This is a genomic window from Microbacterium sp. NPDC059771 (assembly GCF_042732495.1).
Taxonomy (GTDB): Bacteria; Actinomycetota; Actinomycetes; order Actinomycetales; family Microbacteriaceae; genus Microbacterium; species Microbacterium sufflavum.
In genome coordinates, this window is record NZ_JBHWHK010000002.1 from 175058 (window position 1) to 201446 (window position 26389).

Sequence of the window (26389 nt, forward strand, 5' to 3'; positions counted from 1 at the left end):
CATGGCCACGCGGATGCTGCGACGCGGTCTGCCGCGTGTGCCCGGTGGCGAGCCGTGGCCGCCGGCCGACGTGTCCGTGGAGGTCGCGGATGCGGCCTCCGTCGGTGCGGATGAGGCGTCGGTGGCCCTCTCCGGCTCGCAGGCGCAGTCCGGGGCCGCTGTCGGTTCCGCGGCCGCGGAGGAAGGCGCGAGCGGTGTCGGCGTCGCGGCCGCATCGCCCGTGATCGAGACCAGCGCCGAGACGACCCCGCCGGCCGAGCCGAGCACGAGCTCCGCGGCCTCCTCTGTCGCCGCGCCGGCTCCCGCGACGGCCGCATCCGGGCCGTCGCGTCTTCGTCGAGGCCTGCCGCGCGTTCCGGGCGGAGAGCCCTGGCCGCCCGCGTCGGCCTCCGCCGGGCTCGGATCTGCGACCGGCGCCGAGCCCGCCCCCGTTCCCGAGGCCGCTTCGGTGACGGCTGCGCCCGGTGCCGCTGCTTCGGTGGAGGCTGCTTCGGTGGCGGCTGCGCCCGGTGCCGCTGCGCCCGGTGCCGCGGCACCCGCGGTCGCCTTGCCCGCCGAGGGTGCCGCGACTGATGCGCCCGGAGCCTCGATCGCGGACGGCGCGCCGTCCGCCCCCGCGACCACACCCGGCGCCGCGACGGTGCGCCGGGGTCTGCCGCGCGTCGCCGGTGGCGAGCCGTGGCCGCCCGCCGGGACCGTGCCGTCGTCCGCCGGGACCGTGCCGTCGGCCACCGGGACAGCTGCCGCTCCCGCCGCTGCTGCCGCTCCCGCCGCTGCTGCCGCTCCCGCCGCTGCCGCCGCTTCCGCCGCTGCTGCCGCTCCCGCCGCCGCTGCTCCTGCCGCTGCCGCTCCCGCACCCGCTGCCGCGACGCCGAGCACGACGGAGATCGTGCCGGCCGCCGACCTCGCGACGCCGCTGCCGTGGACGCGGACGGTGTGGAACGGCCGTGCGCCGCGTCACCTCACGACCGCTCCGGACACGGGTCGCCGCCGCCCGACCTGGACGCAGGCGATCGCGGGGCTCTTCGGTGCCGCGGCCCTGGGCGTGCTGGCCGGCGCGGCCGTCGCGCTGGTGCGGGCGCTGCTGAGCGTCCCGTTCATGCAGGACTTCCTGGCTGCGTTCCCCGGCGAGTACGAGCCGGCGATCCCGGTCGAGCCGGGCTTCGCGCCGTGGGTCAACTGGGCGCACTTCTTCAACATGTTCCTGATCGTGCTGATCATCCGCTCGGGGCTGCAGGTGCGCACCGAGAAGCGGCCGACCGTGTTCTGGACGCCGCGGAACAACCCCAAGGGAAAGATCAGCCTGAACCTCTGGTTCCACCAGGCGCTCGACATCCTGTGGCTCGTGAACGGCGTGGCCTTCGTGGTGCTGCTCTTCGTCACCGGGCACTGGGTGCGCATCGTGCCGACGAGCTGGGAGGTCTTCCCGAACGCGCTGTCGGCGGCCCTGCAGTACGTCTCGCTCGACTGGCCGCACGAGAACGGCTGGAACAACTACAACAGCCTGCAGCAGCTCGCCTACTTCGTGACCGTGTTCGTGGCGGCGCCGCTCGCCGCCGCCACCGGCTTCCGCATGTCGGGGCTGTGGCCGAAGAGGGCGGAGCGGCTGTCGAAGGCGTACCCGGTGGAGTGGGCGCGCGCGCTGCACTTCCCGATCATGCTGTACTTCGTGGCGTTCATCGTCGTGCACGTGGCACTCGTGATGCTCACCGGGTTCCAGCGCAACCTCAACCACATGTTCGCGGCGCAGGATGCGGCGACCTGGACCGGGTTCTGGGTGTTCGTGCTCTCGCTCGTCGTGATCGCGGGCGCGTGGGCGGCGGCGCGTCCGCTCGTGCTCGCCCCGATCGCGAAGCTCTTCGGGAAGGTCTCCGGTCGCTGATCGCCCGAGGCGAGCGGGTGTTGACAGGCCACCAAGCAAACGCTTGACTGGGGCGTGTCGCTGCCTCTCGCCTTCTTCTCCTTCGTCCGTCTCGACGACCGCTCACAGCACGCCGAGTACAACCGCTGGCATCAGCTCGACCACCGGCCCGAGAACCTCGCCCTGCCCGGCGTCGCAGGGGGAGACCGGTGGGAAGTGCGACCGACGGGTGATGGTCTGGCCACAGGGTCACTCGCCGGCGCTGTGGACTTCGTCGCCATGTACTGGTTCCGCGACCCGGTCGACGAGTCCGTCGCCGCGTGGGATGCGCTCGGGGAGGCCTCGTTCCAGTGGGGTCGCGGGCCGCTGCTCCCGGGCATCCAGCGCCCCCTGCTCGCGTTCTTCCGTCCGGTGAAGGGCTATGCCGCCCCGCGCGCTCTGGTGTCGCCCGACGTGCTGCCCTACCGCCCGAACCGCGGACTGCACCTCACCGCCACCCGCTTCGCCGAGCCGCATGGCCACAAGGCCCACGAGGCGCATCGGCGAGAGGACCGCGAACTCATCCCGGCCCTGCTCGACGTGGACGGCGTCGCCGGCGCCTGGACCTTCTCGTACAGCCACCCGCAGCGGCACTCCTCCCTGCCGTTCGACGAGAGCCCGGCCGATGAGCCGGGGTCCCTGCGCCTCCGCCTGCTCTATCTGGAGGACGATCCCGACCTCGTGACCCCGGCTCTGCGCGCCGTGGAAGAGCGGTTCCCCGGGGCGGGCGAGGTCGTTCTGTCGACCCCGGTGCACACGATCATCCCGTGGCAGGACTGGTGAGCGCCGATCTCGAACGGCGGCTGCGGGCGCTCGAGGACCGCGCGGAGATCGCCGAGCTGATCGCGCGGTACGGGCCCGCCGTGGACAGCGCGGACGCCGCCGAGGTCTCGGCGCTCTGGGCGGCGGATGGCACCTACCGCTTTGACGACACGGTTCTGGACGCGGACGGTATCCGGACCCTGGTCGACCTGCCGTCGCACCGCGAGTATCTGCGCCGCGGCTGCGCGCACGTACTCTCCGCCCCTCGGATCGAGATCGACGGGGACACAGCGGTGGCCGTGACGCACTCCGTGGTGCTGCTGCGCGACGGCGACCACTGGGAAGCGGAGCGGGTCAGCGCCAACCGGTGGGAACTGGTGCGCACGACGAACGGATGGCGCGTGCGGGAGCGCCGCAATCACCTGCTCGACGGGGATGCGGTCGCCAGAGAGCTGCTCGCTCCCTGAGTGCTCGGGCTCCGGCTCAGCCCTCGAAGCGCGAGAGCGGGGTCTCACCCGCGGCGGCGAGCCGGGCGAGCGTCCGCGCGCGCGGACCGAGGGCGCTGCCGAACCGCACGTCCCATCCCTCGTGGCTGTCGTCGCCGAGCGCCGCGCGCGCGTGATGCGGCCAGTTGGGGTCGTCGAGCGCCTCCCGGCCGAGCAGCACGAGATCGGCGTCGCCGTGGTCGAGCAGTCGATCGGCCTGCACGGGGTCCACGATCAGGCCCACCGTCGCGGTCGGCACCCCGGCCTCGTCGCGGATGCGGCGGGAGAAGTCGGCGTGGAAGGCGAAGCCGCGACGGACCCTGGTGTCCGTCGAGCGGTCGGTGGTGATGCCCCCGGACGAGGTGTCGATGAGGTCCACGCCCTCCGCGGCGAGGGCGCGCGCGATGCCGACCGTGTCGTCGATGCCCAGTCCGTCCGCGGCGCCGTCGACCGCGGACAGCCGGAACGACAGCGGGATGCCGTCGCCGATCGCCGACCGCACGGCGGTGACCACCTCGCGCGGGTAGCGGAGCCGGTTCTGCGGACTGCCGCCGTACGCGTCGGTGCGACGGTTCGACACGGGGGAGAGGAACGAGTGCAGCAGGTAGCCGTGGGCGCCGTGCAGCTCGACGAAGCGGAACCCCGCGGCGACCGCCCGCACCGCGGCGTCGTGCCAGTCCTGCACGGAGCGGGCGATGTCGGCCGCGGTGACCGCCGCGGGCACGGCGTGGCCCGGTCCTGCCGCCAGGGCGCTCGGGGCGTCGAGGGGCCAGGGGCCGTGGCCGACCGCGGCGTCGGTCTCGTCCAGGGGTGCACCGGCCCGCCACGGCTCGCGCACCGCTGCCCGCCGCCCCGCGTGACCCAGCTGCACCCCGGGAACGGCGCCCGCGGCACCCACGACCTCGGCGACCCGACCCCACCCCGGCACCTGCTCGTCGCTCCACAGTCCCGCGTCGAACGGCGAGATGCGGCCCCGCGGATGCACGGCCGTCGCCTCGGCGATCACGAGCCCCGCACCACCCAGGGCGAAGCGTCCGAGATGCGCGACGTGGAAGTCGGTCACGAAGCCCTCGCGGGACGCGTACATGCACATGGGGGAGATCCCGATGCGGTTGGGCAGCGTCACGGAGCGCAGGGTCAGTGGCGAGAACAGGGTCATGGCGACTCCGGGAGACGGGGGAGGCGGAGGACGGTGGCGAGCACGGCGGTCACGGCACCGCACAGCGCTGCGGCGCCGAAGCACAGCAGAAGCGCCTGCTCGGACAGGAAGGACGGATCGGCGGCCGAGGGCAGGGCGGTGATCGCGAACGCGAAGAGGGCGGCGACGACCGCGCCGGACAGCGTGCGGATGACCGAGTTCACGCCGTTCGCGGTGGCGACCTCGTCTGGAGGGACCGAGGCGGTGATGAGCGACGGCATCGCCGCGAACGCGAACGCCACCCCCGCGCCGACCAGTGCCGAGCCGAGCAGGACGGGCAGGGCCGCGCCGTGGAACAGCATCCGCAGCAGGAACGCCGCGGCCATGAGCGACGACCCCAGCAGCAGTGCGCGCTGCCCGCCGAAGCGGCTGATCACACGGGCGGCGAGGGGCGCGAGGGTGATCATCGTCACGGCGGACGGCAGCAGGAAGAGCCCGGCGGCGGCGGTCGTGGTGGCCAGGCCGTAGCCGGTCGCGGCGGGTGCCAGGGCCTCCTGGGTGGTGAGCAGGTGGTTGGCGTACATGCCGGCCGTCGCGAAGAACGAGGCCACGTTGATCGGCAGGATCGGTGCGCGCAGGCTCGTGCGCACGTCGATCAGCGGTGCCGGGTGCCGTCGCTCCCACAGCAGCCAGGCGAGCAGTGCCGCGGCCGCGAGTGCCGCGAGTCCGAGCGTCGGCATGCTGGCCCATCCCCAGTACTGACCCCGCGAGATGGCGAGCAGCAGAGCCGTGAGCCCGAGCGCGAGCAGCACGGCCCCGATGCCGTCGAATCCCCGCACGGGCCGCGTGGGGGCTTCATCGATGCGCAGCCGGATGAGCACGCAGAACACAGCGCCCACGATGGCGGAGCACCAGAACACGGCCGGCAGTCCGCCCCACGCGAGCAGCGGCCCGGCGAGCACGAGGCCCAGCGCGGAGCCCATGCCGAGCGTGCCGCTCATGAGGGCGATGCCGAGCACGGCGCGGCGGCGGGAGACGAGGGCGCTCAGGAGGGCGATGCCGATCGGCACCACGGCGGTGCCGAATCCCTGGAGCGCCCGGCCGATGAGCACCGCGAGGAATCCGGGCACGACGGCCGCGATGACCGATCCGGCGACGAGCAGCGCCATGGCCACGAGCAGCATCCGCCGGCGGCCGTGCAGGTCGGCGAGCCGCGTCACCACCGGTGTGCCGACCACCCCGGTGAGCAGGGTGACCGTGATGAGCCAGGACGCATCGGCGGCCGTGGTGCCGAGCAGGGCGGGCATGAGCGGCAGGATGGGCACGATGAGCGTGAACTGCAGGGAGGTCAGCATGCCGCATGCGGCGAGCAGTGCGACCACTGCGCGCTCGTGGCGCTCTCGTCCCGACTCCACTGTCACCGTCCCGCTCGCGGGACCGCGTCCCAGGCGTCAGGCTAGCCGGATCTCGTGAAATGAACAAGCGATTGCTAGGGTGGTGTCATGAACGCGGTAGCGGACGACGTGGTCCCCGTCGACGAGGCGGAGCGGACGGCGTGGGATCGCGGCGAACTGCGCCCGCCCGCCGAGATCGCCCCCGGCCTGTGGTGCATCCCGGTCGAGATCCCCGAGGGTACGCTGCCCGGCACGCTCGCCTACGCCGTGCTCGGCGGCGACGGCGTGCACCTGATCGATCCGGGGTGGGACACCCCGGGCAACCTGTCCCGCATCGAGGAAGCGCTCGCCGCCGCCGGCCGCGCGCTGTCCGAGCTCGCGACGGTCGTCGTGACCCACCACCACCCCGACCACCTCGGGCTTGCCGCACGGCTCCGCGACCGCACGGGAGCCCGCATCGCGATGTCGTCCGCCGAGCGTCGGGTGCTGGGTGTCGTGGTCGATCCCGCAGCCACCGACCCCGCGGCCTACCGCCATACGGTCGAGCGCTGGGGCGTCCCCCGCGATCGCCACGCCGAGCTCCTGGCGTCGTTCACGCGTCCGTCCCTCACCGGCGACGTGGAGCCCGACGTGCTGCTCGCCCACGGCGACGTGCTCGACCTCGGCGGGCGGCGCCTCGAGGTCGTCGCGACCCCGGGGCACACGGGCGGTCACGTCTGCCTCGCCGACCGAGAGGCGCGACTGCTGTTCACGGGCGATCACGTGCTGCCGCGCATCTACTCGGGTGTCGGCATCGGCGTGCTGCCGGGCGATGAGCCCCTGGGCGACCTGCTCGACTCGCTCGACCGCCTGGCGCCGTTCGACGCCTTCACGGTGCTGCCCGGCCACGAGTTCCGGTTCACCGGGCTGAGGGAACGGCGGGCTCGGATCGCGGCCCACCATCTGCGTCGCACGGCCGAGGTGGCAGCGCTGGTCGACGAGCTCGGCGACAGCCCGGTGTGGGAGTACGCGCAGCGCCTCACGTGGACCGCGGGATGGCAGGGGCTCGACGGATTCTGGCTGCACTCCGCGCTGCGGCAGACCGAGATGCACCGCGAGCTCGTACGCAGCGGCCGGGCCCGCGCGTGGCTCAGCCCCGGCTGATCACGCGTCGCCGCAGCAGCCAGCGGTCGCCGTCGCGCACGAACTCGTCGGCGTACACCCCCATCGCCGCGAGCACCGGCGCCCCGTCGGTGCCGCGGTAGTAGCGGAAGTAGGCGCGCGACCGCGCCCGGTCGCCGTCCACCTCGACCGCGATGCTCGACACGTCGTGCCGCGTGTGGGTGCCCGGGCCCTGGATGCCGGCCGCACGGCGCTCGTGCACGCCCGCGAGCAGCGCCGCCCTCCCGGAGATCGTCTGCACGTCCATCGGCAGGTCGGTCGCGTCGGTGAGGTCCCAGACCGCGTCCGGGGTGAAGCACCGCACGTACTCCGCGGGGTCTCCCGCGTCGGCCAGGTGGGCGATGCGGGCGAGCAGCATCGCGATCTCCTGACGGTCGCCGATCGTGCGCAGGTCGACGTTCATGCGGCACCCCCTCCCGCCCAGCGCTCCAGGTGCGCGCGCAGGTCGGCGGGGATGCGCACGGGCTCCTGCGCGGGGGAGACCGTCACGACCGTGTTCTCGGCGCGCGCGACCGGCACGTCGTCGTCGAGTCGGGTCATGCGGAACGCGAAGCGGAACGACGAGGCGCCGATGCGTCCCAGACGCAGGTCGATGCGCACCTCGTCGAACAGGCGGGCTGCGGCCAGGTACTCGCACGTCGTGGCGCGTGACACCGTCCACCACCCGAAGCGCTCGACCAGCGTGTCCTGCCGTAGCCCCTGCAGATAGAGGAACTCCGACTGCAGCGCCTCCATCTTCGGGAACCAGGCGGCGTAGTAGAGGATCCCCGCGGGGTCGGTGTCGGCGTAGCTGAGGCGGGTCGTGTGGGAGTGCAGCACCGGGCGCTCGGGCTCCGCGCTCACTGGGTGACCGTCCAGCCCCCGTCGACCGGGAGGAAGACGCCGTTGACGTAGCCCGCGAGCGGCGAGAGCAGGAACAGTGTGGCCCAGGCGATGTCGTCGGGCGTGGCCATGCGCTTCAGCGGAATGCGCGTGAGGACACGCTGTCCGGTCTCGCTGCTCGCGAACCCGGCGAGCCGCGGGGTGTCGGTCATCCCGGGCGCGACGCCGTTGGAGCGGAACTCGTGGGCGCGGTGGGCGGCGAGGTGGCGGACGTAGCCCATGATGGCGGCCTTCGCGGCGGAGTACCACGCGCTGTCGGTGCCCACGAGGTTGCCGGCGACCGAGGTGGTGGCGACCATCGCGGCGCCGGTGCCGGGACCGGCCGCCGCCCAGGCGTCGGTCACACGGCGCACGCTGCCCACGCAGATCTCCAGGGCACGGTCGAAGGGGAGTGTGGAAGCAGACGCGGGGCCGGCGTTGTTGTGCAGGTAGCGCACCGGGCCGAGGGTGGCGGCGGCGTCGGCGAAGCCCGCGGACACGGCGGCATCGTCCGACACGTCGGCCACCCAGGTGTGCACCGCGGGGGCGACCGCGCGCACCTGCGTCGCGGTCTCCTCGAGTCCCTCGGGGTTCAGATCCCACAGGCTCAGGGCCAGCCCGAGCTCGGCCGCGCGCACGGCGGTCGCCCGGCCGATGCCGCTGCCCGCGCCGGTGATGAGCACCGCGTCTCCCGTGGTGAATCCGAGGTCGATGGCACTCATCCCGCGCTCCTTTGCCCAAGCATTTGCTTGTTTGACTCTAGCGGCGAGGTCGTCCGAAGGCCAGCCCGACTCCGCGATCAGCGCGACGACAGCACGAAGCCGCGGAACCCGGCGGCGGCGACCTCCTCGCACCGGTCGATGTAGGCCTTGAAGCCGCCGATGTACGGCAGGAAGCCGCGAGCCTTCCCCGCGATGTTGGCGCCGGTGTACCACGAGGGTGCGGAGCCGAACAGCGTGCGGTCGGCGAGCTCGAGGGAGTGCGCCGTCCACGCCTCCGCCGCATCCGCGCGCGCCTCGATCGACGTGAACCCGCGGTCACGGCAGTGCGCGATCATCCGCAGCGCCAGGTCGCCCTGCTGCTCCGACGTCAGCGCCATGTTCGACAGCACGCTGGGGCTGCCCGGGCCGTTCAGCACCAGCAGGTTCGGGTACCCGGGCAGTCCGATACCGAGGTAGGTGGAGGGGAAGCCGCTCCAGTCCTCGCGCAGCGAGCGGCCCTCGCGGCCCCGGATGTCGATCGCCGTCAGGGCCCCGGTCATGGCGTCGAAGCCCGTGGCGTACACGATCACGTCGTGCTCGCGGTGCCGGGCGGCCGTGCGGATGCCGGTGGGGGTGACCTCGGCGAGAGGCTCCGTGCGCAGATCCACGAGCGTCACGTGCGGGGCGTTGAACGTCTCGTAGTAGCCCGAGTCCGTGCAGATGCGCTTGGTGCCCACGGGGTGATCGCGCGGGGTCAGCGTCGCGCGCACCTCGGGATCATGCACCCGCTCGGCGAGCTTCTCCTCGAAGAACAACCGCGCGGCGTCGTTGATCACCGGGTCGACCGTGAGGCCCTGAAACGCCTTCGCGAACAGCACGCCGCCGCGGGTCCAGCTCTCCTCGAACACCGCCCGCCGCTCCTCCTCGCCGGTCTCCGCGAAGGGCACGGGATGACTCGTCCACGGCGAGCCCGCGGCACCGTTCCACGACAGCTCGCGCCGTCGCGGTAGGGCCCGCTGCTGCTGTGCCCACTCCTCGTCGTCGATCGGACGGTTGAACGCGGGCACGCTGTAGTTGGCGCTGCGCTGATACACCGTGAGCTCGGACGCCTGCTCCGCGAGCAGCGGGATGGCCTGCACACCGGACGACCCCGTGCCGATCACGGCCACGCGCCGCCCCCGCAGGTCGACCGGGCCCTCGGGCCAGGCGGAGGTCTGCAGCACGGTGCCGGCGAAGGTGTCGCGCCCGGGGAGATCGGGCAGCTGCGGCTTCGAGAGCCCGCCCGTCGCCATCACCAGCCACCGCGCGGTCGCCGTCAGCCCGGTCTCCGTGCGCACCTCCCAGTGCTGCAGCCCCTCGTCCCAGGTCGCGGCGGACAGGCGCTGCCCGAACCGGTAGTGGCGGCGCACGTCGAAGCGGTCGGCCACGTGGTTCAGGTAGCGCAGGATCTCGGGCTGTGTCGCATAGCGCTCGGTCCATCGCCATTCGCGCTGCAGCTCGTCGTCGAACGAGAACGAGTAGTCGATGCTCTCCACGTCGCACCGCGCACCGGGGTAGCGGTTCCAGTACCAGGTGCCTCCCACGTCGTCGCCGGCCTCCAGCCCGAGCACGTCGAGCCCGGCCCGTTCGGCGTGGATCGTGGTGTACAGCCCGGCGAGGCCGGCGCCGACGACGAGGAGGTCGTGCTGGGTGGTCATGTCTGCTCCTTCGCAGGGGTGGGGGTGAGCGCGCGCACGTCGCTCCAGAGGAGGGCCGCGGCGGACGCGGCGGGGCCGTAGCCGGGGATCGTGAGGAATCCGTGGAACTGGTCGGGATGGTGTCGCTCGACCACGGGCACCCCGGCGGCGCGGAGACGCCGGGCGTACAGCGCCCCCTCGTCGCACAGCGGGTCGAGCCCGGCGGTCACGACGACGGCGGGCGGCAGATCGCCCAGGTCGTCGACCGCGAGCGGCGTGACGTCGGGGTGGACCCGGTCGGCGGTGTCACCGAGGAAGGTGCGCCAGTAGTGGGCGAGCAGCTCGGCGGTCACGAAGTACCCCGCGGCTCGCGTGCGATGGCTCTCCGTGGCCATGGCCGGGTCCAGGAACGGGTACAGCAGCACCTGGCCGACGACGGGGCTGTGGCCGCGGTCGCGGAGGGCGATCGCGGCGCCGGCGGCGATGTTGCCCCCCGAGCTGTCCCCTGCGGGGAGCAGCCCGTGCGGCGCGAGGCCCGCCGCCACCGCCCAGTCCGCGGCGGCCACGAGGTCGTCCCGGGCGGCGCCGGGTCCTGCCTCCGGCGCGAGCCGGTAGTCGACCGACACGACGATCGACTCCGTCTCCCGCGCCCAGCGCCGGCAGAAGCCGTCGTGTCCGGCGATCGAGCCGTGCAGAAAGCCGCCGCCGTGCGCGTACACGGTGGTGGGCGCGCCATCGCGGATCGTCGCGGGGCGGTACACGCGGATCGGGATCGGGTGCGTGCCGCGCGCGACCACCGCGTCCTCCGCGTCGGCGTCGTCGAGGTTCGCGGCGGGGCGGATGCGCGCATCCACGGCGGCGCGTCCCGCCAGCGGGTCCATCGTCCAGATCGGCGGGAACGTCGCGTTGAGCAGGTCCAGCATCCGGGTCGTCTCGTCCACCTGATCTCCTTCGATCGGCGTCGGTATGACTGTTAGTCATAGTACGATCAGGAATATCTCACTCAACGACGAGGAGGTCAAGTGACCGATCACGAGAACACCCCGGAGCTGCCGGAGCTGCCCGCCACGAGCTGGGCCGTCCTGGGCATCCTGTCGTTCGACACCGAGCTGTCGGGCTACGACGTCAAGCAGTGGGCCGACCAGAGCCTCGCGTTCTTCTACTGGGCTCCGTCGCAGAGCCAGATCTACACCGAGCTGCGCCGGCTGGAGGACCTCGGCCTCGCGGTCTCCCGGGTGGAGCAGACGCACGCCGCGAAGAGCCGGCGCCTGTACGCGATCACCCCGCTCGGACGCGACCACATGCGGCGCTGGACCGACGACGTGCCGCCCGAGCCGGTGGTGCTCAAGCACCCGCAGATCCTGCGCCTGTGGGCCGCGCACAACGGCGATCTCGACCGCCTGCGCGCCGCGCTCACCGCCTACCGCGACGAGGCACTGCGGACCGCTGAGGACGCGGGGGCGCACGCCAGGGGAGCCGAGCGCGAAGAGGCGTGGCGGTTCTCCGGGGTCGCCCTGGAGTGGGCGGAGCGGTTCAACCGCGACGAGGCCGCCCGCATCGACTGGCTGCTCGAGCGCCTGCAGGGCATGCGATGACGCCGGGCCGCGCGTGACCGTCCCCGGGGCTCAGAGCCCGAAGCCCCCGTCGACGTCGAGCTTCTGCCCCGTGATGAACCCGGCCGCGGGCGACGCGAGGAAAGAGACCGCCGCGGCGATGTCGTCCGCGGTGCCGAAGCGGCGCATCGGGATGTTGGCCATGGCCACGTCGAGCGCCCGCTGGTCGAGGTCGCCCGAGGCCATGAGGCGGGCCGACATGCCGTCCCACAGCATCCCGGGGCCCACGGCGTTCACGCGCACGCCGAAGCGGCCCTCCTCCGCGGCGAGCCCGCGCGCCAGTGCTTCCACCCCGCCCTTCGGGGCCACCGAGAGCCCGTCGCGGACGGGGTATCGGCGGGTGCCGGCGCTGGTCACGACCGTGAGCGAGCCGGACGCCTGGCGCAGGGCGGGCAGGAATGCCGAAGCGATCGTGAAGAAGCCCACGAGGTCGTCGTCCACCTGGCGGGCGAACTGCGCTACGGGGACCTTCGACAGGTGCACCATCGGCACGTGGGGACCGGCGGCGTGCACCACCGTGTGGATCGCACCGTGGCGCGCCACGAGGTCGTCCGCGAGGGCGCGGGCGGCCTCCTCGTCGCGCACGTCCAGGCGGTGCAGCTCGATGTCGGCACCCAGGGCCGTGCGCACCTCGGGGGCGGGCACGGAGCGGTGGGTGACGACCACGCGCATGCCCGCCGCGGCCAGGCTGCGCGCGATCGCCGAGCCGATCCCTCCGGTGCCTCCCGTCACCACGGCGACGCCGTCGAGGGGGGAGGGCTGGCGGGCGTCGATGCTCTGCTGAGTGTCCATGAGCGGCGAATCTAACAGCAGTTCCGTCATCAACCAAGCAATTGACCGGTTGGGCATTGTCCGGGTGATCCGAGTGTGATTTACTAAGCAAGCGTTTGGTCGCTCTAACTCAACGATGAGAGAGGTTCGGAAATGCGATTCAAGAGGCTCGCGGCAGTCGCCGCAGGGATCGTGGTGTCGTCCATGGCGCTCGCCGGCTGCTCCGGCGGCGATGCGGACGCCGACAACAGCGGCGGCGGGGACGCCGGGGGCGACCCGATCAAGATCGTGGTGCTGGGCGGCATGGGCGCGGAGGGCATCCTGGCGGACAACGCCACCACCGCCGTCACGGCAGCCCTCGCCTCCGTCGACGCCGTCAACGACATGGGCGGCATCCTCGACCGCGAGGTCGAGATCACGCATCTGGAGGACAACGCCGACCCGACCGTCGCCGTCACCAAGCTGCGCGAGTACATCGCCACCGAGGGCAAGCCCGCCCTCGTGATGAACTCCGGCCCTTCCACCATCACCGAGGCGATGCTGCCGATCCTCACGCAGAACCAGATCGTGTCGTTCAACATCGGCCCGACCACCGGCTCCGGCGACCCCTCGGTCAACCCCTACAGCTTCGACCTGAGCGCGTCCGTGCCCGACTACCTCGGCTCGTTCGTCGCCGAGATGGAGGATCGCGGCTACGAGGACGTGGCCATCCTGCACGGCTCCAGCGCCTACGGCGAGCTGTTCGGACAGCTCGGTGAGACCACCTTCGCCGACGCGGGCTTCACCGTCACCGGCAACGAGGGCTTCGACAACGCCGCGCTCGACATGACCCCGCAGCTGTCGGCGCTCCAGCAGGGCGACCCCGACGTGCTCGTTCTCGACGCCTACGGCGCCCCGCTCGGCTACGTGCTGCAGAGCCTCGAGAAGCTCGGCTGGGACGTGCCGGTGATGGGCAACTCCTCCGTCGCCGCGACCGGTCTGATCGCCACGCCCGCCCCCGACGGCGTGCTCGGCACCGATCAGGTGAAGAACCTCACCATGCAGGTGTACTCCAGCACCCAGTACAACCCCGACGACACCAAGGTCAACGACGCCGTGGAGCGCATGCTCGCCGCGGGCGACATCAAGTCGTCGCTGATCCTCGCGTACAACTACGACTCGGCGCTGCTGTTCAAGGCCGCCGCGGAGAAGGCCGGTGGCATCGACGACCCCGACGCCCTGGTCGAGGCGCTCATCGACCCCGAGGTGCAGAAGGCGGCCGAGACGGCGATCCTCGCCAACTACGCGTTCGAGAAGGACGCGCACAGCCCGCACGTGAGCCCGGACCAGTTCGCGTTCATCCCGCCGGGCGAGCTCGTCAACGGTCAGTTCCAGCCCTGACCCGGCCGGCGAGCGACCACGGCCGGCGGCTCGGATCCCCCGCGGATCCGAGCCGTCGGCACACGGAGCCCGCCGCCTCGAAGCCACAATGATGGAAGGACCCGACCGCAATGACCATCATCTGGTCCGGCCTCGCGCTCGGTGCGATCTACGCACTGGTGGCGATCGGCTACAACATCGTCTTCCTCTCCCAGAAGACCTTCAACTTCGCCCAGGCGGCGCTCATGATGCTCGGTGCGTTCCTCGCGTACGTCGGCATCGTCGTCTGGGGTCTGCCCTGGTGGCTCGTCGCGATCGGCGCGGCCGTGATCGTCGGCGGGATCGCCGCGCTGGAGGAGCGCGTCGCCATCCGACCGGTGAAAGACCCGCACAACCTGCTCGTCACCACGCTCGGCGCGTCGATCATCATGGAAGGCGTCGCACAGGTGATCTGGGGCGGTGAGCCCAAGCGTGTCCCCTTCTTCATGGGCGACCAGGTGCTCGAGTTCCTCGGCGGCCGCGTGTACCCCGTCGAGATCGCCCTGATCGTGCTCGTGATCGTGCTCGTGGTGGTGCTCACCCAGTTCGCGAAGCGGAGCATGACCGGCATCGCCCTGCTCGGCATGAGCGAGAACCGGGAGGCGGCCCAGCTGCGCGGCGTGAACGTGCGGCGCTTCGCCCTGCTGGCCTTCATCTTCACGGGGGTGCTCGCCGGGTTCCTCGGCGTCTTCGTCGGGCCCAAGACCTACGCGGTCGCGACCCTCGGCGCCTCGCTCGCGCTCAAGGGCTTCGTGGTGCTCGCCATCGGCGGCTTCGGGTCGCTGGGCGGCGTGCTGGTCGGGGGGCTGATCGTCGGACTCGCCGAGGCCCTCGCCACGCGCTACATCGGCGCGGACTACGCGGGGCTGACGGTGTTCTTCATCCTGATCGTGATCCTGATGGTCAAACCGACGGGGCTCTTCACCCGTCGCGTGGAACGGACGGTGTGACCATGGCCGCTCTCTGGCTGAAACTGCGTGCCGTCCCCGGGTGGCTCTGGCCGCTCGCCATCGGCGCGGTGCTGCTCGTGCTGCCCTTCCTGGGGCTCAACTACGGCGCGACCCGGCAGATCGAGCTCACGCTCATCCTCGCCCTCATCGTGCTCGGCCTGAACCTCTCGCTCGGCTACGCCGGCGAGCTCGCGATGGGTCAGGTCGCCATGTACGCCGCCGGTGCCTACGCGGCGGGTCTCGCCAACAAGGCCGGCGTGACCGACATCTGGCTGCAACTGCTGATCGGCGGAGGGGCCGCCCTGATCGTCGGCCTGATCTCCGGCATCCCCGGGCTCCGGCTCGGCAGCTGGTCGCTCGCGATGACCTCGTTCTTCCTGATCCTGATCGTCCCCGACGTGCTGTCGATCTTCAAGGAGGAGACCGGCGGTCGCAACGGCCTGGCCGGCATCATGCCCGCGACCTCCTTCGGGCAGATGATCGACGGGCGGACGTACTACGTGCTGATCGTCGCGATCGCGATCGTCGTGTTCGCCCTCATCCGCAACCTCGTCGTGTCCGACCACGGCACCGCCCTGCGCGTGCTCAAGCAGAGCCCCGTGCTGGCGTCGTCCATGGGCATCTCGGTCTTCCGCGCCAAGCTCACCGCGTACGCGATCGGCGCGGTGCCGGCCGGCATCGCGGGCGTGCTGTTCGCCAACCTCGACCTGTTCATCTCGCCGGAGGCGTTCGCGTTCTCCTTCGCGATGACGGTGCTCGCGGCGTCGATCTTCGGCGGATCCGCAAGCATCTACGGGGCGCTCATCGGCGCGGCCGTGCTGCAGTTCGGCATGAACCAGTCGACGAACTTCAGCAAGTTCGGCCTCATCATCTCCGGTGCGTTCCTGCTCATCGGAGGGGTCGCATTCACCGGCGGTCTCTCCGGGCTCGTGCGCAGCCTCGTGCGCAAGGCCGACATCGCTGCGAAGCGCAGGGTCGGCATCGAGCCCGTGCCCGCAGCCCCGGCCGACGTCGAGAGGCTCGACGGCGCCCTGCTGCGCACCGACGGTGTCTCGAAGGCGTTCGGTGGCAACCAGGCGCTCTCGAAGGTCTCGATCGAGGCGGCGCCGGGCGCGGTCACCGCGATCATCGGGCCCAACGGCTCGGGCAAGACCACGCTGCTGAACATGATCTCGGGGTTCTACCGCACCGACGCCGGCACGATCGAGCTCGACGGGCGGCCCATCCAGGGGCTCTCGTCGTATCGGGTCGCGCGGGCCGGAGTGTCGCGCACGTTCCAGACCCCCAACATCCCCGAGAAGCTCACCGTGTTCGAAGCCGTGCAGGCCGGGTGCTACGCGACCGAGCGCGCCAGCGTGTTCGCGTCGGTGCTGCGCCTGCCGTCGTTCTGGCGGGCGCGTCGGGAGAACCGCGCGGCGGCCGAACGTGCCCTGGCACTGGTCGGGCTGAGCGCGCAGCGCGACGAGCCGGCCGACTCCCTCCCGCTCGGCAACCGCCGCCTGCTGGAGGTCGCCCGCAGCCTCGCGGCCTCGCCCCAGGTCGTGCTGCTCGACGAGGTCGCCTCCGGCCTCGACGAGGACGAGCTGGAGGTGCTGGAGAGCCTGGTGCGCCGGCTGCGCGACGCCGGGATGACCGTGATCCTCGTGGAGCACAACTTCCAGCTGGTGCTGCGTCTCGCCGACGACATCTACGTGCTCGCCCAGGGCGCGGTCATGGCGCACGGCACCCCGGAGCAGATCGAGAGCAACCCGCGCGTGATGGAGGAGTACCTCGGCGTCACGGCGGAGACCAACGCGGCGGGAGGCGGCGACCATGAGTGACGTGCTGCTGGAGGTGTCGGCGCTGCAGACCGGCTACGGCGACCTGACCGTGGTGCGCGACGTGTCGCTCACGGTGCGGTCGGGAGAGATCACGGTGCTGCTCGGTCGCAACGGCGCCGGCAAGACCACCACGCTGCGTGCCATCACCGGATTGAACCGGGTCACGGGCGGGTCCGTCTCCTACCTGGGGGCGCCCCTCGCCGACGCGCCGCACAAGCGGGTCGCGCGCGGGATCTCCTACGTGCAGGAGGGCAAGAAGGTCTTCCGTGAGCTGACGATCGAGCAGAACCTGATCCTCGGCGGCTTCTCGCGACGCCTCGGCAAGCGCGGCCTCGCCTCCTCGGTCGACGAGATCTACCAGCTGTTCCCGATCCTCGGCAGCAAGCGGGCCCTCCCGGCTGCGAGCATGTCGGGCGGACAGCAGCAGATGCTCGCGATCGGGCAGGCGCTCATGGCGAAGCCGAAACTGCTGATCCTCGATGAGCCGAGCCAGGGCCTGGCCCCCGTGATCGTGAAGGAGGTCATGGAGCGGGTGCACGAGCTGAAGGCGACCGGCATCGGCATCCTCCTCGTCGAACAGGCGGTGCAGGAGTCCGTCGCGATCGCCGACGAGGTGGCCGTGATCGAGATGGGCCGCACGACGCTCGCGGGCGCCGCGGCCGACGTGTCCCTGGAGGATCTGCAGCGGGCGTACTTCGGCGCGGTCGCGTGACGGCAGGCGGTCCCGGGGGTGTCCGCCGCTAGTCTGGGCGGGTGGATGACGGTGCGGGGATCGAGCAGTACTGGCGCGACGCGAGGGCGGCGCTGCCGCACCTTCCCGAAGCGGTGCCGGAGGCATGGGCGTTCGGTGCCACCCCGGCGCACGCCGACGAGCTGCTCGCGCTGGTGCTCGCCGGTGTGAAGGTCGGCACCGCGTCGTCGCTGTGGGACTACGAGGCGACCGGCGACCCGCTGCCCGAGGTGGGTGAGCTCAGCATCATCCTCGACGGACGCGGGGAGCCGCGCGCCGTGATCGAGACGACCGCGCTCGAGGTCGTGCCGTTCGACCGGGTCGATGCCGTGCACGCCTTCGCCGAGGGGGAGGGTGACCGCACGCTGGAGCACTGGCGCGAGGTGCACGAGCGCTACTGGCGCACCCACTCCGAGAGCCCGCGCGGCTACGCCCCGGACATGCCCGTGCTCTGCGAGCGGTTCCGGCTCGTCCTCCCCGTCTGACCGGGGCCGCGCCTGACCGTGACCTCGCCCGACCTCCGCTCGGATCAGTCCGGCAGCACGGCCGCGGGCGGATAGCCGAGCACCGTTGTCTGTTCGCGTCCGAACGCCGTGGTGACGCGGTGGGCGATGCGCCAGCGACCGTCCACCCGGCGATACGCCACGTCGTAGTACCCGCGCATCGCCACGCGGGGTGCGCCCGGGTCCGCAGGGTGGTCGCCGTGGAACTCGAGGTGCACGCGGGCGGTCGCCCGGTCGCCGTCGAACCGCAGCTGCGGCAGGTGCAGGAAGTGGATGCCCGAGAACGGGGCGTCGCGGCAGAACGCCTCCAGCGCAACACGACCCTGTACGAACGTGACGGGCGGCGCGTCGCCTACGGGCCGGGACTGGTACACCCCGTCGTCCGTGAAGAGCGCGCTCCACGCGGCGCCGTCGCGTTCGTCGAACGAGCGCGCGTACGTCGCCTCCAGGTCGATGAGCTCCAGGCGGTCCTCCAGCAGCCGCAGCCGCCGTTCGATGTCCGCGGTCATGTCATCCTCCTCGCGCTCTCGGCTGTCGTCCGCACCCGCTCCCGGAACGCGGTGGAGGGGTCGTCCGGTCCTCGCCGTCCGCGTGGGCCGTCGCCCTCGGGATCGCGCAGGCGCCCGGCATCGGACCGGGTCCAGTCGCGCACCGCGAGGCGCTCGACGATCCGCCAGCCGTCCGGGTCGCGGCGCAGGTGGTCGAGGTAGCGGAAGCCGCTCGTGAAGTTGCGGGTCTCGTCTTCGGCCGGGGATCCCCAGTGCACAGCGGTGCCGGAGGTCTCCGCGTACGCGTGGTCGCCGAGCAGCTCGACCGTGTGGTTGGCGGTGAGGTGCGCAGTGCCGTCGAAGACCGCGGTCCGTTCGCGCAACCAGGCCACGTAGGCGTCGGCGTCACCGGAGAAACCGGTGTGGTGGTCGACGCCGTCCGTGGCATACACCGCACGCACCGCGCCCCAATCCGCCCGGTCGACCGCAGCACAGTAGCGGAGCACGAGGGCGTGGATCTCCTGACGATCGACCAGCTCCGCGAGGTTCATGCTCGATCCGGCAGGTTGGTCCAGCCGCGGCCCTCCGCGCGGCCGTACCAGCCGGAGGCGGCGAGCGTGCCGCCGTCGACCGGAATGGTGTGTCCGGTCACGAAGGCGGCGTCGTCGGAGGCGAGGAACGCCACCACGCCCGCGAAGTCCTCCGGTCGACCGAAGCGCCCGGCAGGGAGCCAGGAGCGCAGCAGAGCGGGGTCGCGTCCGGCGAGCATCAGCTCGGCCGGTGTCTGAGGGGTGTCGGCGAGGTCGGGGGCGATCGCGTTGACGCGGATGCCGGAGGGGCCGAGCTCGACCGCCAGGCTCTTGGTGAAGGCGGACACGCCGGCGTTGTAGGCGGAGTACACCGCGTTGCCGGGGATGCCGCGGAAGGCCTCCACGGTGGACACGTTCACGATGCTGCCGCGCCCGGCCGCGATCATTCCGGGCAGCAGGGCGTGCGTCACCGCGAACACGTGCCAGAGGTTCAGCTCGTGCAACCGCTGCCACTGCTCCGGTGGGCTCTTGGCGAAGAACGACTTCGCGGGGCGGAAGTCGCCGACGTTGTTGACGAGCACCTCCGCATGACCGTGCTGCTCCTGAACGTGGGCCGCCAGGCGGGCGACCGTGTCGTCCCGGGTGATGTCGCCGACGAGCGCGGTGCAGCTCCCGCCGTCTTCCTCGATCTCCGACGCTGTCGCCTCAGCGGCGTCGGCGTCGATGTCGACCAGCACCACGTGGTCGCCCTCAGCGGCGAAGCGGCGGCTGATGCCGCCACCGATGCCGAGCGCACCGCCGGTGACGACGATCGTGCGCGGAGAGCGGGGAGGTACGTCTTCGTGACCCATGCAACAAACCTAGCATTTGGTTGGTAGCATGGACAGGCCGTCGCACCGGAGCGCGGTACGGAGGAGTGCGCAGTGAGTCTGGTCATCGATTTCGCGGGGAAGGTCGTCGCGGTCACCGGCGGCGGTCGCGGTGTCGGCCGGGGCGTGGTCGACGCGTTCCTGGACGCCGGGGCCGAGGTCGAGTTCTGCGGGCGCTCCGAGCCCGACGGGGTTCCCGAGCGCGACGGGCGCCGCGCTTCCTTCCGCCCCGTCGACGTGCGCGACGCGGCGCAGAACGAGGCGTGGATCCGCGACGTGGCCGAGCGCCACGGACGGCTCGACGTACTCGTCAACAACGTCGGCGGCTCCCCCTTCGGCCGGTTCGAGGCGGGCTCGCCCCGCTACTTCCAGGCGATCACCGAGATCAACTTCCTCTCGGCCGCCGTCGCCACGCGTGCCGCGTTCGAGCCTCTGCGCGCAGCGAAGGGCAGTGTCGTCAACATCACCTCGATCAGTGCGCGCCGTCCGAGTCCGGGCACCGCCGTCTACGGGGCGGCCAAGGCGGCACTGGAGAGCCTGACCCGCAGCCTCGCCGTCGAGTGGGCCCCCGAGATCCGCGTCAACGCGGTCAGCAGCGGGCTCGTGCACACCGAGAGCGCCGCCGATCACTACGGCACGCCCGAGCAATACGCCGAGATCGCGCGCACCATCCCGCGCGGACGTCTCGCCGACCCCGCCGAACTCGGGGCCGTGTGCGTCGTGCTCGCCTCCCCCCTCTCCGCGCACCTCACCGGTGCCGTGATCCCGGTCGACGGCGGCGGCGAATGGCCGGCCTTCCTCGCCCACACCCCGAACGCCGACATCGTGCGGCAGGCCGACCGCCTGCCCGACTCTGGAGGAACCCCCTCATGACCGAAGCCGTCATCGTCTCCGCCGTGCGCTCGCCCATCGGCCGCGCGTTCAAGGGCAGCCTGAAGGACATGCGCGGCGACGACCTCGCGACGCAGATGGTGCGCGCCGCCGTGGAAGCCGTGCCGGGACTCGACCCCGCCGGGATCGACGACCTGATGATGGGGTGTGCGCAGCCGGCCGGTCAGCAGGGGTACAACATCGGCCGCATGGTCGCGCTGCAGCTCGGGTGGGACGGCGTGCCCGGCACCACCGTCAACCGCTACTGCGCGTCCTCGCTGCAGACCACTCGCATGGCCTTCCACGCGATCAAGGCGGGCGAGGGCGACGTGTTCGTGTCGGCCGGGGTCGAGGCGGTGTCGCAGTTCGGGTCCGGCAAGGCCGACGGCATGCCCGACACCAAGAACCCGCGGTGGGCCGACGCCGCTGCCCGCACCGCCCGGGACGCGCAGGACCCGGAGTTCGTGTGGTCCGACCCGCGCGCGCGCGGCGAGCTCGCCGACATCTACATCGCGATGGGCGAGACCGCCGAGAACGTGGCCTCGTTCCGCGGCGTCTCCCGGCGCGAGCAGGACGAGTGGGCCGTGCTCAGCCAGAACCGTGCCGAGGCCGCGGCCGCCCGCGGCTTCTGGCAGAAGGACATCACTCCCGTGCGTCTGACCGACGGCACGCTGGTCTCGGCCGACGACGGCCCCCGCGCGGGGGTGACCCTGGACGGCATCAGCGGGATGCAGCCCGTGTTCCGCCCGCACGGCACCGTGACGGCCGCGAACTGCTGCGCGCTGAACGATGGGGCGGCGGTGCTCGTGGTCATGAGCGACACCCGAGCCGCCGAGCTGGGGCTGACCCCGCTCGCTCGCATCGTGTCGACCGGGGTGTCGGCGCTGTCGGCCGAGATCATGGGGCTCGGTCCCGTGCAGGCCGTCGAGCGGGCGCTCGCCCACGCCCGCATGAGCATCGGCGACATCGACCTCCTGGAGATCAACGAGGCGTTCGCGGCCCAGGTCGTGCCGTCCATCGCGGACATCGGCATCGATCCGGAGCGCGTGAACGTCAACGGCGGCGCGATCGCCCTCGGCCACCCCTACGGCATGACGGGTGCGCGCATCACGACCACGGCGATCAACGCGCTGCGGGAGCGAGACGAGCAGTTCGCGGTCGAGACCATGTGCACCGCGGGTGGCCAGGGCATGGCGATGGTGCTCGAGCGCCTGAGCTGAAGCCCCGGATCCCGGTCAGGCCTCTTCGGCCTGGAACACGATGCTGTGATCCTCGCTGCCGCCGTCGCGCAGCAGCGTGAGGGTGAGCGTGGTGGGCCACGCCGCGGCGACCGGGAATCCCTGCACCCCCGCCGCGATGGTGGCGGACGAGCCGGGCGGGACCGTCGTCGAGCCCGTGGTGGGCCCGGTCATCCAGTCCAGCTCGGGTGACACCGCGACCGACCACGTCACGGTGATCGGCGTCGTCCCAGGGTTGCCGACCACCGCTCCCGGCCAGGTGAAGGTCGCGCGGTCGATGGTGACGGGCAGCATCTGCACCGCCGGGCGCGCGGTGGACGCCGCCGCCAGTGGCGCCGCGCAGGTCACCGCCACCACCGGTACCGTCCACACCGCCGCCCGCATCGCCGTGCGTCGCGTGATCCCCGCCGATCGGTCGTGTCCCCGCATCCCCGTCCTTCCCCGTGGCCGACCTCGAAGGCTACCGGCCGGGGGTCGCGCGGGCCAATCGACCGCGGCGGGTCAGGCGCGGTCGCGGAGCTCGGACTTGAGGATCTTGCCGGTGGCGTTGCGGGGGAAGTCCTCCACGAGCACGAACTCGCGCGGCACTTTGAAGTTCGCCAGGTGCCGGCGGCAGAAGGTCTCGAGTTCGGCGGCGTCGGGGCGCGGCTCCGCATTGTGCAGCAGCAGCACGTAGGCGCGGCCGACGGTGCCGAGCCGGTCGTCGTCCACACCGATCACGGCCGACTCGTTCACCGCCGGGTGCTTGCGCAGCGCGTTCTCGACCTCGGCGGGGTACACGTTGAAGCCGCCGACGATGAACATGTCCTTCAGGCGGTCGGTGATCTTGAGGCAGCCGTGCTCGTCGAGACGGCCGACGTCGCCGGTGTGGAACCAGCCGTCCGCGTCGAGCACGGCGTCGGTCGCGGCCGGGTCCTCGAAGTAGCCGAGCATCACATTGGGGCCGCGCAGCAGGATCTCGCCGTCCACGTCGACCCCCGCGTCGTTCCCCTTCTCGTCCACGACCCGGATCTCCACGCCCTCGACCGCGGGTCCGGTGGTCTGGGCCGTGTGCTCCAGCGACTCGCCGGGGCGGGAGAGGGTGGCGACGACGCACTCGGTGAGGCCGTACGCCTGGGCCACGGTCTCGAAGCCGAGCACGTTCACCATGTCGTGGAAGAGCGTCGCGGGGGCGGCCGTGGCCCCGGCGATCGCGAACCGCAGCGACGACAGGTCGTACTCGCTGAGGCGGGGGTGGTCGAGCAGCGATGTGAAGATGGTGGGCACGCCGGGCAGCACGCTGATGCGGGCGGACTGCACGAGGTCGAGCAGGCGGTCGGCGTCGAACACGGCCAGGGGGTAGATCGTGGTGCCGGCCATGAGCGACGTGATCATGCCCGCCTTGTAGCCGAAGCCGTGGAAGAAGGGGTTCACGACGGCGTAGCGGTCCTCCGGCGTGAGGCGGGCTCCGAGGCCCCAGGCGCGCGCGACCGACAGGGTCTGCCGGTGCGCGCTGAGCACGCCCTTGGGCACGCCCGTGGTGCCCGAGGTGAACAGCACGTCCATGATGTCGTCCGGACCGACCGCCGCGGCAGCCTCGGCCACCCGTGACGGTGCCACGGCTCCACCGCCGGCGAGGAAGGCGTCCCACGACAGCAGCCCGCCGGCACCGTCGCCGTCCAGGCAGACCACGGTGCGGAGGTGCGGGAGCCCGGGGAACACCGGGCCGTCCCCGCCGCGCTCGGCCGCTGCATCGCGCAGCATCTCGCTGTAGGACTTGCCGAGGAAGCCGTCCGCCAGCACGAGCGCGGTGGCGCGGGAGCGGGCGAGGATCTCGGCGGCTTCGTGACCCGTGAAGCGGGTGTTCAACGGCACGACCGCGATCCCGACCAGCTGGGCGCCGAGCATCGCGAGGATGAACTCGTACCGGTTGGGCGCCCAGAGACCGATGCGGTCGCCGGGCGCCACGCCCTGCGCCAGGTAGGCGCGGGCGACGTCCTCCACGCGGTCCCGCAGCTCGGCGTAGCCGATCGTCACGTCGCCGTCGACGATGGCGGGGTGATCGCCGAGCGCCGCCATCTCCGTGAGGAGGGCGGGGACCGTGGTGGCTTCCGAGACTGTCATGGACGTCCTTTCCCAGATCATGCGTACACTCCGAAGGGATGTTTCGGGAAACCGCTCGCATGCGGCACACTTGAGCAAGCGCTTGTGAGATTTTCTGTGAAGGAGCAGCAATGGCAACGACCAAAAGCGGAGGCCGCCAGGAGCAGAGCTCCGAGCGGCGCGATCAGATCCTCTCGATCGCCGCGCGCCTGATCGCCAAGCGCGGGTACTCCGCGACCACGGTCCGCGACATCGCCGACGAGGCCGGCATCCTCTCCGGAAGCCTCTACCATCACTTCTCCTCCAAGGAGGCGATCCTCCAGGAGATCCTGGGCAGCTTCATGACCGGGCTGCTCGATCGGTTCGAGGAGATCGTGGCCGAGGGCGGCAGCCCCCGCGACATCCTCGACAAGCTCATCGCGCACGCCTTCACGACGATCGAGAGCCAGCCCGACGCGGTCGGCCTCTACCAGAACGAGCTGTCGTTCCTCGGCCGCCAGCCCGGCTTCGAGTTCCTGCGCGAGAACAGCGAGCGCATCGAGGAGCTGTGGCTGTCGCAGATCCGTGAAGGGCAGAAGGTCGGCGTGTTCCGCGACTCCATCGACGCGCCCATCGCCTACCGCTTCATCCGCGACGCCGTGTGGTCCACGGTCGCGTGGTACCGGCCCGGCCGCGGGCACACCGCCGCCAGCCTGACCGACAACTTCCTCGACCTGCTGCACAAGGGCCTCCTCTCCGACTGAGCGGAGCCCGCGTCAGTCTGCGACCTCGCGGCTGCGGGTGCCGCGCGGGTCGAGCACGTCGCGGATCAGCCGCAGCTCCTCCGCGTCGGGCGTGCGCGTGAGGGGTGCGGCGCTCGCATCCAGCGCGAAGCCGGTGCTGTCCGCCACGAGCTGCGGGTCGACGCCGGGGTGCACCGAGAGCACCGTCACGATGCCGTCCGCGTCGAAGCCGAGCACGGCGAGGTTGGTGACGATCACGCCGAGGCGGTGGTGCTCCAGCCCGGCTTCGGCCGCACGGTCGGTGCCGACACCCGACACCATGTCCACCGACTCCACGAACACGCGGGGGCTGTGCCGGGCCACCCAGTAGTCCACACGGTGGTTGGCCGTGTTGCCCGGAGCCCCGCGCACGCCGATCAGCTGCTTGGTGGGGCGGTCCCAGTCGCCGATGAGCGAGATGTTCTGGTTGCCGTGCCGGTCGATCTGGCTGGCGCCCATCATGCTCTGGCGTCGGCCGGTCGCGAGGATGTCGAAGATGCGGCGGAACGGCGCCCACCCCTCGATCGTCGGTGCGGGGGCTGCGGTGTCGCCGGGCATCGGCGGACCGCTGAGGAAGAAGGCCTCGCCGTCGCTGAGCACCAGGTCGGGCGCCGTGGTGAGCTTGGCCAGACGGGCGCCGAGGGACGGGATGATCCCGACGGCGTGGGCGAGCACCTCGCCGGAGTCGCGGTAGGTGTCGGCGCAGGCCGCGACGCAGACCTCGGCGGTGGTGGCGACGGTCGCGGGCGTGGGGGCGACGGTGGTCATGACTCTCCTCGGTTGGCGTGGAAGCGGGCGACGGCGGCGTGGTACCCCGCCTCGTCGCTGTGCAGGTACGTGCGCGCGAACTCCGCCCACGCGTCGGGGTCCTTGGCGGATGCGGCGTAGTGCTTCTGGAACGCCTCGTCGCGGTCGTAGTCGGGCGCGCACGTGGTGAAGTGCGCCCCGCGTGGTGCCTCGACCACGGCGGAGGCGTAGAGGCGGCTGAACAGCAGCGTGTGGAACGAGCCCTCGTCGAGCAGTGCGGCGGTCGGCACGACCTTCTCGGCCGAGACGATCGTGCGCTGCGCGGCCATCGCGAACAGGTCGTCGAAGTACGGGTCGGGGCCGAGGTACTGCGCGTTGCCCTGTGGGTCGGCGCGGTTCACGTGCACGAGGGCGACATCGAGGGGGAGCGCCGGCATCGCGACGTACTCGGCGTCGGAGTAGGGGGAGCGGACGGTGCGCAGCCGAGGGTTCGCCGGGAGCACGTCGGAGCCGAGGCCCGCGCGGATCGGGAGGAAGTCGAGGCGGGCGTTCGCGGCACGCAGCCCCGCGACGAACATCCCCTCGTCGTACTCCTCGACCTCGATCGCCCCGCGCTCGCGCGCCCGCGTGAACAGCGGATCGAGCGGGATGCTGTCGAGCGACACGAAGCCGTAGACGAGGCGACGGATGCGCCCGGCCTCGGCGAGCAGCCCCACGTCGGGGCCGCCGAAGGCCACCACGGTGAGGTCGGTGATGTCGCGGCGCAGGATCTCGCGCACCAGGGCCATGGGCTTGCGCCGCGACCCCCACCCGCCGATGCCGACCGTCATCCCGCTCTCGAGGGTGCCGATCGCCTCCTCGATGCTGACCTGCTTGTCCGCCATTCCCGCTCCTTCGCGCGACCGACGCTAAACCTAGCGCTTGTTTGGGAATCACAGTAG

The 26389-nt window shown here is 71.8% G+C and carries 28 protein-coding genes; 13 read left to right on the forward strand and 15 right to left on the reverse strand.

Annotation, left to right across the window (positions count from 1 at the left end; translation table 11 throughout):
- Nucleotide 1 precedes the first annotated feature (1 nt).
- From ACFV3I_RS14565 to ACFV3I_RS14575, 3 genes are read left to right on the forward strand one after another with little or no spacing between them, the layout of a single operon-like run.
- Nucleotides 2-1882, forward strand: coding sequence for a cytochrome b/b6 domain-containing protein (locus ACFV3I_RS14565; RefSeq protein WP_378823384.1), 1881 nt, complete (start codon nt 2-4; stop codon nt 1880-1882).
- A 54-nt stretch (nt 1883-1936) separates the two neighbouring features.
- Entirely contained in the window at nt 1937-2683 is a 747-nt protein-coding gene (locus ACFV3I_RS14570) for a hypothetical protein (protein ID WP_136034426.1), read from the forward strand.
- Nucleotides 2668-3129 (forward strand): nuclear transport factor 2 family protein, encoded by a 462-nt coding sequence (locus ACFV3I_RS14575; RefSeq protein WP_136034428.1) that lies wholly within the window; start codon nt 2668-2670, stop codon nt 3127-3129. The genes ACFV3I_RS14570 and ACFV3I_RS14575 overlap by 16 nt, the downstream gene beginning before the upstream one ends.
- A gap of 16 nt (nt 3130-3145) precedes the next feature.
- Here the strand turns inward: ACFV3I_RS14575 and ACFV3I_RS14580 are convergent, their stop codons facing one another.
- Both ACFV3I_RS14580 and ACFV3I_RS14585 read right to left on the reverse strand, forming a co-directional pair.
- Nucleotides 3146-4306 (reverse strand): NADH:flavin oxidoreductase/NADH oxidase, encoded by a 1161-nt coding sequence (locus ACFV3I_RS14580; RefSeq protein WP_206252593.1) that lies wholly within the window; start codon nt 4304-4306, stop codon nt 3146-3148.
- Nucleotides 4303-5667, reverse strand: coding sequence for an MFS transporter (locus ACFV3I_RS14585; RefSeq protein WP_378823386.1), 1365 nt, complete (start codon nt 5665-5667; stop codon nt 4303-4305). Before ACFV3I_RS14585 ends, ACFV3I_RS14580 begins: the two co-directional genes overlap by 4 nt.
- 120 nt (nt 5668-5787) lie before the next feature.
- On the opposite strand from ACFV3I_RS14585, the gene ACFV3I_RS14590 reads away from it, so the two are divergent.
- Nucleotides 5788-6822 (forward strand): MBL fold metallo-hydrolase, encoded by a 1035-nt coding sequence (locus ACFV3I_RS14590; protein WP_247982254.1) that lies wholly within the window; start codon nt 5788-5790, stop codon nt 6820-6822.
- On the opposite strand, the gene ACFV3I_RS14595 is transcribed toward ACFV3I_RS14590, so the two are convergent.
- The 5 genes from ACFV3I_RS14595 to ACFV3I_RS14615 form a co-directional block, all read right to left on the reverse strand.
- Nucleotides 6809-7243: a nuclear transport factor 2 family protein gene (locus tag ACFV3I_RS14595; protein WP_136045339.1), complete on the reverse strand. Its 435-nt coding sequence runs from the start codon at nt 7241-7243 to the stop codon at nt 6809-6811. The genes ACFV3I_RS14590 and ACFV3I_RS14595 overlap by 14 nt on opposite strands.
- Nucleotides 7240-7683 carry a thioesterase family protein gene (locus ACFV3I_RS14600; protein ID WP_168387243.1) on the reverse strand — a complete coding sequence of 148 codons (444 nt, stop codon included), beginning with the start codon at nt 7681-7683 and terminating at the stop codon, nt 7240-7242. The genes ACFV3I_RS14595 and ACFV3I_RS14600 overlap by 4 nt, the downstream gene beginning before the upstream one ends.
- The gene (locus ACFV3I_RS14605) at nt 7680-8423 is read right to left on the reverse strand and encodes an SDR family NAD(P)-dependent oxidoreductase (RefSeq protein WP_136034051.1); all 744 of its coding nucleotides are present in this window, start codon (nt 8421-8423) and stop codon (nt 7680-7682) included. The genes ACFV3I_RS14600 and ACFV3I_RS14605 overlap by 4 nt, the downstream gene beginning before the upstream one ends.
- A 77-nt stretch (nt 8424-8500) precedes the next feature.
- Nucleotides 8501-10099, reverse strand: a complete 1599-nt coding sequence (locus tag ACFV3I_RS14610) for an NAD(P)/FAD-dependent oxidoreductase (RefSeq protein WP_206252598.1) — start codon at nt 10097-10099, stop codon at nt 8501-8503.
- Complete coding sequence (locus tag ACFV3I_RS14615; protein WP_247637807.1) at nt 10096-11019, reverse strand: alpha/beta hydrolase; 924 nt, start codon at nt 11017-11019, stop codon at nt 10096-10098. Before ACFV3I_RS14615 ends, ACFV3I_RS14610 begins: the two co-directional genes overlap by 4 nt.
- 81 nt (nt 11020-11100) lie before the next feature.
- Here ACFV3I_RS14615 and ACFV3I_RS14620 point away from each other — a divergent pair, with 81 nt between their 5' ends.
- Nucleotides 11101-11673 carry a PadR family transcriptional regulator gene (locus ACFV3I_RS14620; protein ID WP_247637806.1) on the forward strand — a complete coding sequence of 191 codons (573 nt, stop codon included), beginning with the start codon at nt 11101-11103 and terminating at the stop codon, nt 11671-11673.
- A gap of 30 nt (nt 11674-11703) precedes the next feature.
- On the opposite strand, the gene ACFV3I_RS14625 is transcribed toward ACFV3I_RS14620, so the two are convergent.
- Nucleotides 11704-12483 carry an SDR family NAD(P)-dependent oxidoreductase gene (locus ACFV3I_RS14625; RefSeq protein ID WP_136034058.1) on the reverse strand — a complete coding sequence of 260 codons (780 nt, stop codon included), beginning with the start codon at nt 12481-12483 and terminating at the stop codon, nt 11704-11706.
- Nucleotides 12484-12615: 132 nt separating this feature from the next.
- Here ACFV3I_RS14625 and ACFV3I_RS14630 point away from each other — a divergent pair, with 132 nt between their 5' ends.
- The 5 genes from ACFV3I_RS14630 to ACFV3I_RS14650 all read left to right on the forward strand — a co-directional run bounded on the left by ACFV3I_RS14630 (nt 12616) and on the right by ACFV3I_RS14650 (nt 17845).
- Nucleotides 12616-13842, forward strand: a complete 1227-nt coding sequence (locus ACFV3I_RS14630) for an ABC transporter substrate-binding protein (protein ID WP_136034060.1) — start codon at nt 12616-12618, stop codon at nt 13840-13842.
- Between the two features lie 110 nt (nt 13843-13952).
- On the forward strand, nt 13953-14810 hold the full coding sequence (locus tag ACFV3I_RS14635) for a branched-chain amino acid ABC transporter permease (protein WP_136034062.1): 858 nt from the start codon (nt 13953-13955) through the stop codon (nt 14808-14810).
- 2 nt (nt 14811-14812) lie between these two features.
- Nucleotides 14813-16630 carry an ATP-binding cassette domain-containing protein gene (locus tag ACFV3I_RS14640; protein ID WP_136034064.1) on the forward strand — a complete coding sequence of 606 codons (1818 nt, stop codon included), beginning with the start codon at nt 14813-14815 and terminating at the stop codon, nt 16628-16630.
- Nucleotides 16623-17342, forward strand: coding sequence for an ABC transporter ATP-binding protein (locus ACFV3I_RS14645; protein WP_136034066.1), 720 nt, complete (start codon nt 16623-16625; stop codon nt 17340-17342). Before ACFV3I_RS14640 ends, ACFV3I_RS14645 begins: the two co-directional genes overlap by 8 nt.
- A 41-nt stretch (nt 17343-17383) precedes the next feature.
- Nucleotides 17384-17845 (forward strand): ASCH domain-containing protein, encoded by a 462-nt coding sequence (locus ACFV3I_RS14650; protein WP_136034068.1) that lies wholly within the window; start codon nt 17384-17386, stop codon nt 17843-17845.
- A gap of 44 nt (nt 17846-17889) precedes the next feature.
- On the opposite strand, the gene ACFV3I_RS14655 is transcribed toward ACFV3I_RS14650, so the two are convergent.
- The 3 genes from ACFV3I_RS14655 to ACFV3I_RS14665 are packed head-to-tail and all read right to left on the reverse strand — an operon-like array spanning nt 17890 to nt 19732.
- Nucleotides 17890-18372, reverse strand: a complete 483-nt coding sequence (locus ACFV3I_RS14655; RefSeq protein WP_247982247.1) for a nuclear transport factor 2 family protein — start codon at nt 18370-18372, stop codon at nt 17890-17892.
- The gene (locus tag ACFV3I_RS14660) at nt 18369-18902 is read right to left on the reverse strand and encodes a nuclear transport factor 2 family protein (protein ID WP_247982246.1); all 534 of its coding nucleotides are present in this window, start codon (nt 18900-18902) and stop codon (nt 18369-18371) included. The genes ACFV3I_RS14655 and ACFV3I_RS14660 overlap by 4 nt, the downstream gene beginning before the upstream one ends.
- A complete protein-coding gene (locus ACFV3I_RS14665) occupies nt 18899-19732 on the reverse strand; it encodes an SDR family NAD(P)-dependent oxidoreductase (protein ID WP_136034075.1) in 834 nt (277 codons plus the stop codon). Before ACFV3I_RS14665 ends, ACFV3I_RS14660 begins: the two co-directional genes overlap by 4 nt.
- Before the next feature lie 72 nt (nt 19733-19804).
- Here ACFV3I_RS14665 and ACFV3I_RS14670 point away from each other — a divergent pair, with 72 nt between their 5' ends.
- On the forward strand, nt 19805-20623 hold the full coding sequence (locus ACFV3I_RS14670; RefSeq protein ID WP_136034077.1) for an SDR family oxidoreductase: 819 nt from the start codon (nt 19805-19807) through the stop codon (nt 20621-20623).
- A complete protein-coding gene (locus ACFV3I_RS14675) occupies nt 20620-21840 on the forward strand; it encodes an acetyl-CoA C-acetyltransferase (protein ID WP_378823390.1) in 1221 nt (406 codons plus the stop codon). The genes ACFV3I_RS14670 and ACFV3I_RS14675 overlap by 4 nt, the downstream gene beginning before the upstream one ends.
- Before the next feature lie 15 nt (nt 21841-21855).
- On the opposite strand, the gene ACFV3I_RS14680 is transcribed toward ACFV3I_RS14675, so the two are convergent.
- Both ACFV3I_RS14680 and ACFV3I_RS14685 read right to left on the reverse strand, forming a co-directional pair.
- Nucleotides 21856-22287 (reverse strand): hypothetical protein, encoded by a 432-nt coding sequence (locus tag ACFV3I_RS14680; protein ID WP_378823392.1) that lies wholly within the window; start codon nt 22285-22287, stop codon nt 21856-21858.
- 72 nt (nt 22288-22359) lie between these two features.
- A complete protein-coding gene (locus tag ACFV3I_RS14685) occupies nt 22360-23961 on the reverse strand; it encodes an AMP-binding protein (protein ID WP_247637801.1) in 1602 nt (533 codons plus the stop codon).
- Nucleotides 23962-24071: 110 nt separating this feature from the next.
- On the opposite strand from ACFV3I_RS14685, the gene ACFV3I_RS14690 reads away from it, so the two are divergent.
- Nucleotides 24072-24683 (forward strand): TetR/AcrR family transcriptional regulator, encoded by a 612-nt coding sequence (locus ACFV3I_RS14690; protein WP_136034085.1) that lies wholly within the window; start codon nt 24072-24074, stop codon nt 24681-24683.
- A gap of 12 nt (nt 24684-24695) precedes the next feature.
- Here ACFV3I_RS14690 and ACFV3I_RS14695 read toward each other — a convergent pair whose 3' ends face one another.
- Entirely contained in the window at nt 24696-25469 is a 774-nt protein-coding gene (locus tag ACFV3I_RS14695) for a CoA-transferase subunit beta (protein ID WP_136034087.1), read from the reverse strand.
- Nucleotides 25466-26332: a CoA transferase subunit A gene (locus tag ACFV3I_RS14700; protein ID WP_378823394.1), complete on the reverse strand. Its 867-nt coding sequence runs from the start codon at nt 26330-26332 to the stop codon at nt 25466-25468. Before ACFV3I_RS14700 ends, ACFV3I_RS14695 begins: the two co-directional genes overlap by 4 nt.
- Between the last annotated feature and the right edge of the window lie 57 nt (nt 26333-26389).

Bases quoted from the DNA above. Each gene is read 5' to 3' on its own strand.
- ACFV3I_RS14565 (WP_378823384.1), top strand. From the start codon at position 2: ATGGCCACGCGGATGCTGCGACGCGGTCTGCCGCGTGTGCCCGGTGGC.
- ACFV3I_RS14580 (WP_206252593.1), bottom strand. From the start codon at position 4,306: ATGACCCTGTTCTCGCCACTGACCCTGCGCTCCGTGACGCTGCCCAAC.
- ACFV3I_RS14590 (WP_247982254.1), top strand. From the start codon at position 5,788: ATGAACGCGGTAGCGGACGACGTGGTCCCCGTCGACGAGGCGGAGCGG.
- ACFV3I_RS14595 (WP_136045339.1), bottom strand. From the start codon at position 7,243: ATGAACGTCGACCTGCGCACGATCGGCGACCGTCAGGAGATCGCGATG.
- ACFV3I_RS14605 (WP_136034051.1), bottom strand. From the start codon at position 8,423: ATGAGTGCCATCGACCTCGGATTCACCACGGGAGACGCGGTGCTCATC.
- ACFV3I_RS14610 (WP_206252598.1), bottom strand. From the start codon at position 10,099: ATGACCACCCAGCACGACCTCCTCGTCGTCGGCGCCGGCCTCGCCGGG.
- ACFV3I_RS14625 (WP_136034058.1), bottom strand. From the start codon at position 12,483: ATGGACACTCAGCAGAGCATCGACGCCCGCCAGCCCTCCCCCCTCGAC.
- ACFV3I_RS14630 (WP_136034060.1), top strand. From the start codon at position 12,616: ATGCGATTCAAGAGGCTCGCGGCAGTCGCCGCAGGGATCGTGGTGTCG.
- ACFV3I_RS14635 (WP_136034062.1), top strand. From the start codon at position 13,953: ATGACCATCATCTGGTCCGGCCTCGCGCTCGGTGCGATCTACGCACTG.
- ACFV3I_RS14640 (WP_136034064.1), top strand. From the start codon at position 14,813: ATGGCCGCTCTCTGGCTGAAACTGCGTGCCGTCCCCGGGTGGCTCTGG.
- ACFV3I_RS14645 (WP_136034066.1), top strand. From the start codon at position 16,623: ATGAGTGACGTGCTGCTGGAGGTGTCGGCGCTGCAGACCGGCTACGGC.
- ACFV3I_RS14655 (WP_247982247.1), bottom strand. From the start codon at position 18,372: ATGACCGCGGACATCGAACGGCGGCTGCGGCTGCTGGAGGACCGCCTG.
- ACFV3I_RS14660 (WP_247982246.1), bottom strand. From the start codon at position 18,902: ATGAACCTCGCGGAGCTGGTCGATCGTCAGGAGATCCACGCCCTCGTG.
- ACFV3I_RS14665 (WP_136034075.1), bottom strand. From the start codon at position 19,732: ATGGGTCACGAAGACGTACCTCCCCGCTCTCCGCGCACGATCGTCGTC.
- ACFV3I_RS14675 (WP_378823390.1), top strand. From the start codon at position 20,620: ATGACCGAAGCCGTCATCGTCTCCGCCGTGCGCTCGCCCATCGGCCGC.
- ACFV3I_RS14680 (WP_378823392.1), bottom strand. From the start codon at position 22,287: ATGCGGGGACACGACCGATCGGCGGGGATCACGCGACGCACGGCGATG.
- ACFV3I_RS14685 (WP_247637801.1), bottom strand. From the start codon at position 23,961: ATGACAGTCTCGGAAGCCACCACGGTCCCCGCCCTCCTCACGGAGATG.
- ACFV3I_RS14690 (WP_136034085.1), top strand. From the start codon at position 24,072: ATGGCAACGACCAAAAGCGGAGGCCGCCAGGAGCAGAGCTCCGAGCGG.
- ACFV3I_RS14695 (WP_136034087.1), bottom strand. From the start codon at position 25,469: ATGACCACCGTCGCCCCCACGCCCGCGACCGTCGCCACCACCGCCGAG.
- ACFV3I_RS14700 (WP_378823394.1), bottom strand. From the start codon at position 26,332: ATGGCGGACAAGCAGGTCAGCATCGAGGAGGCGATCGGCACCCTCGAG.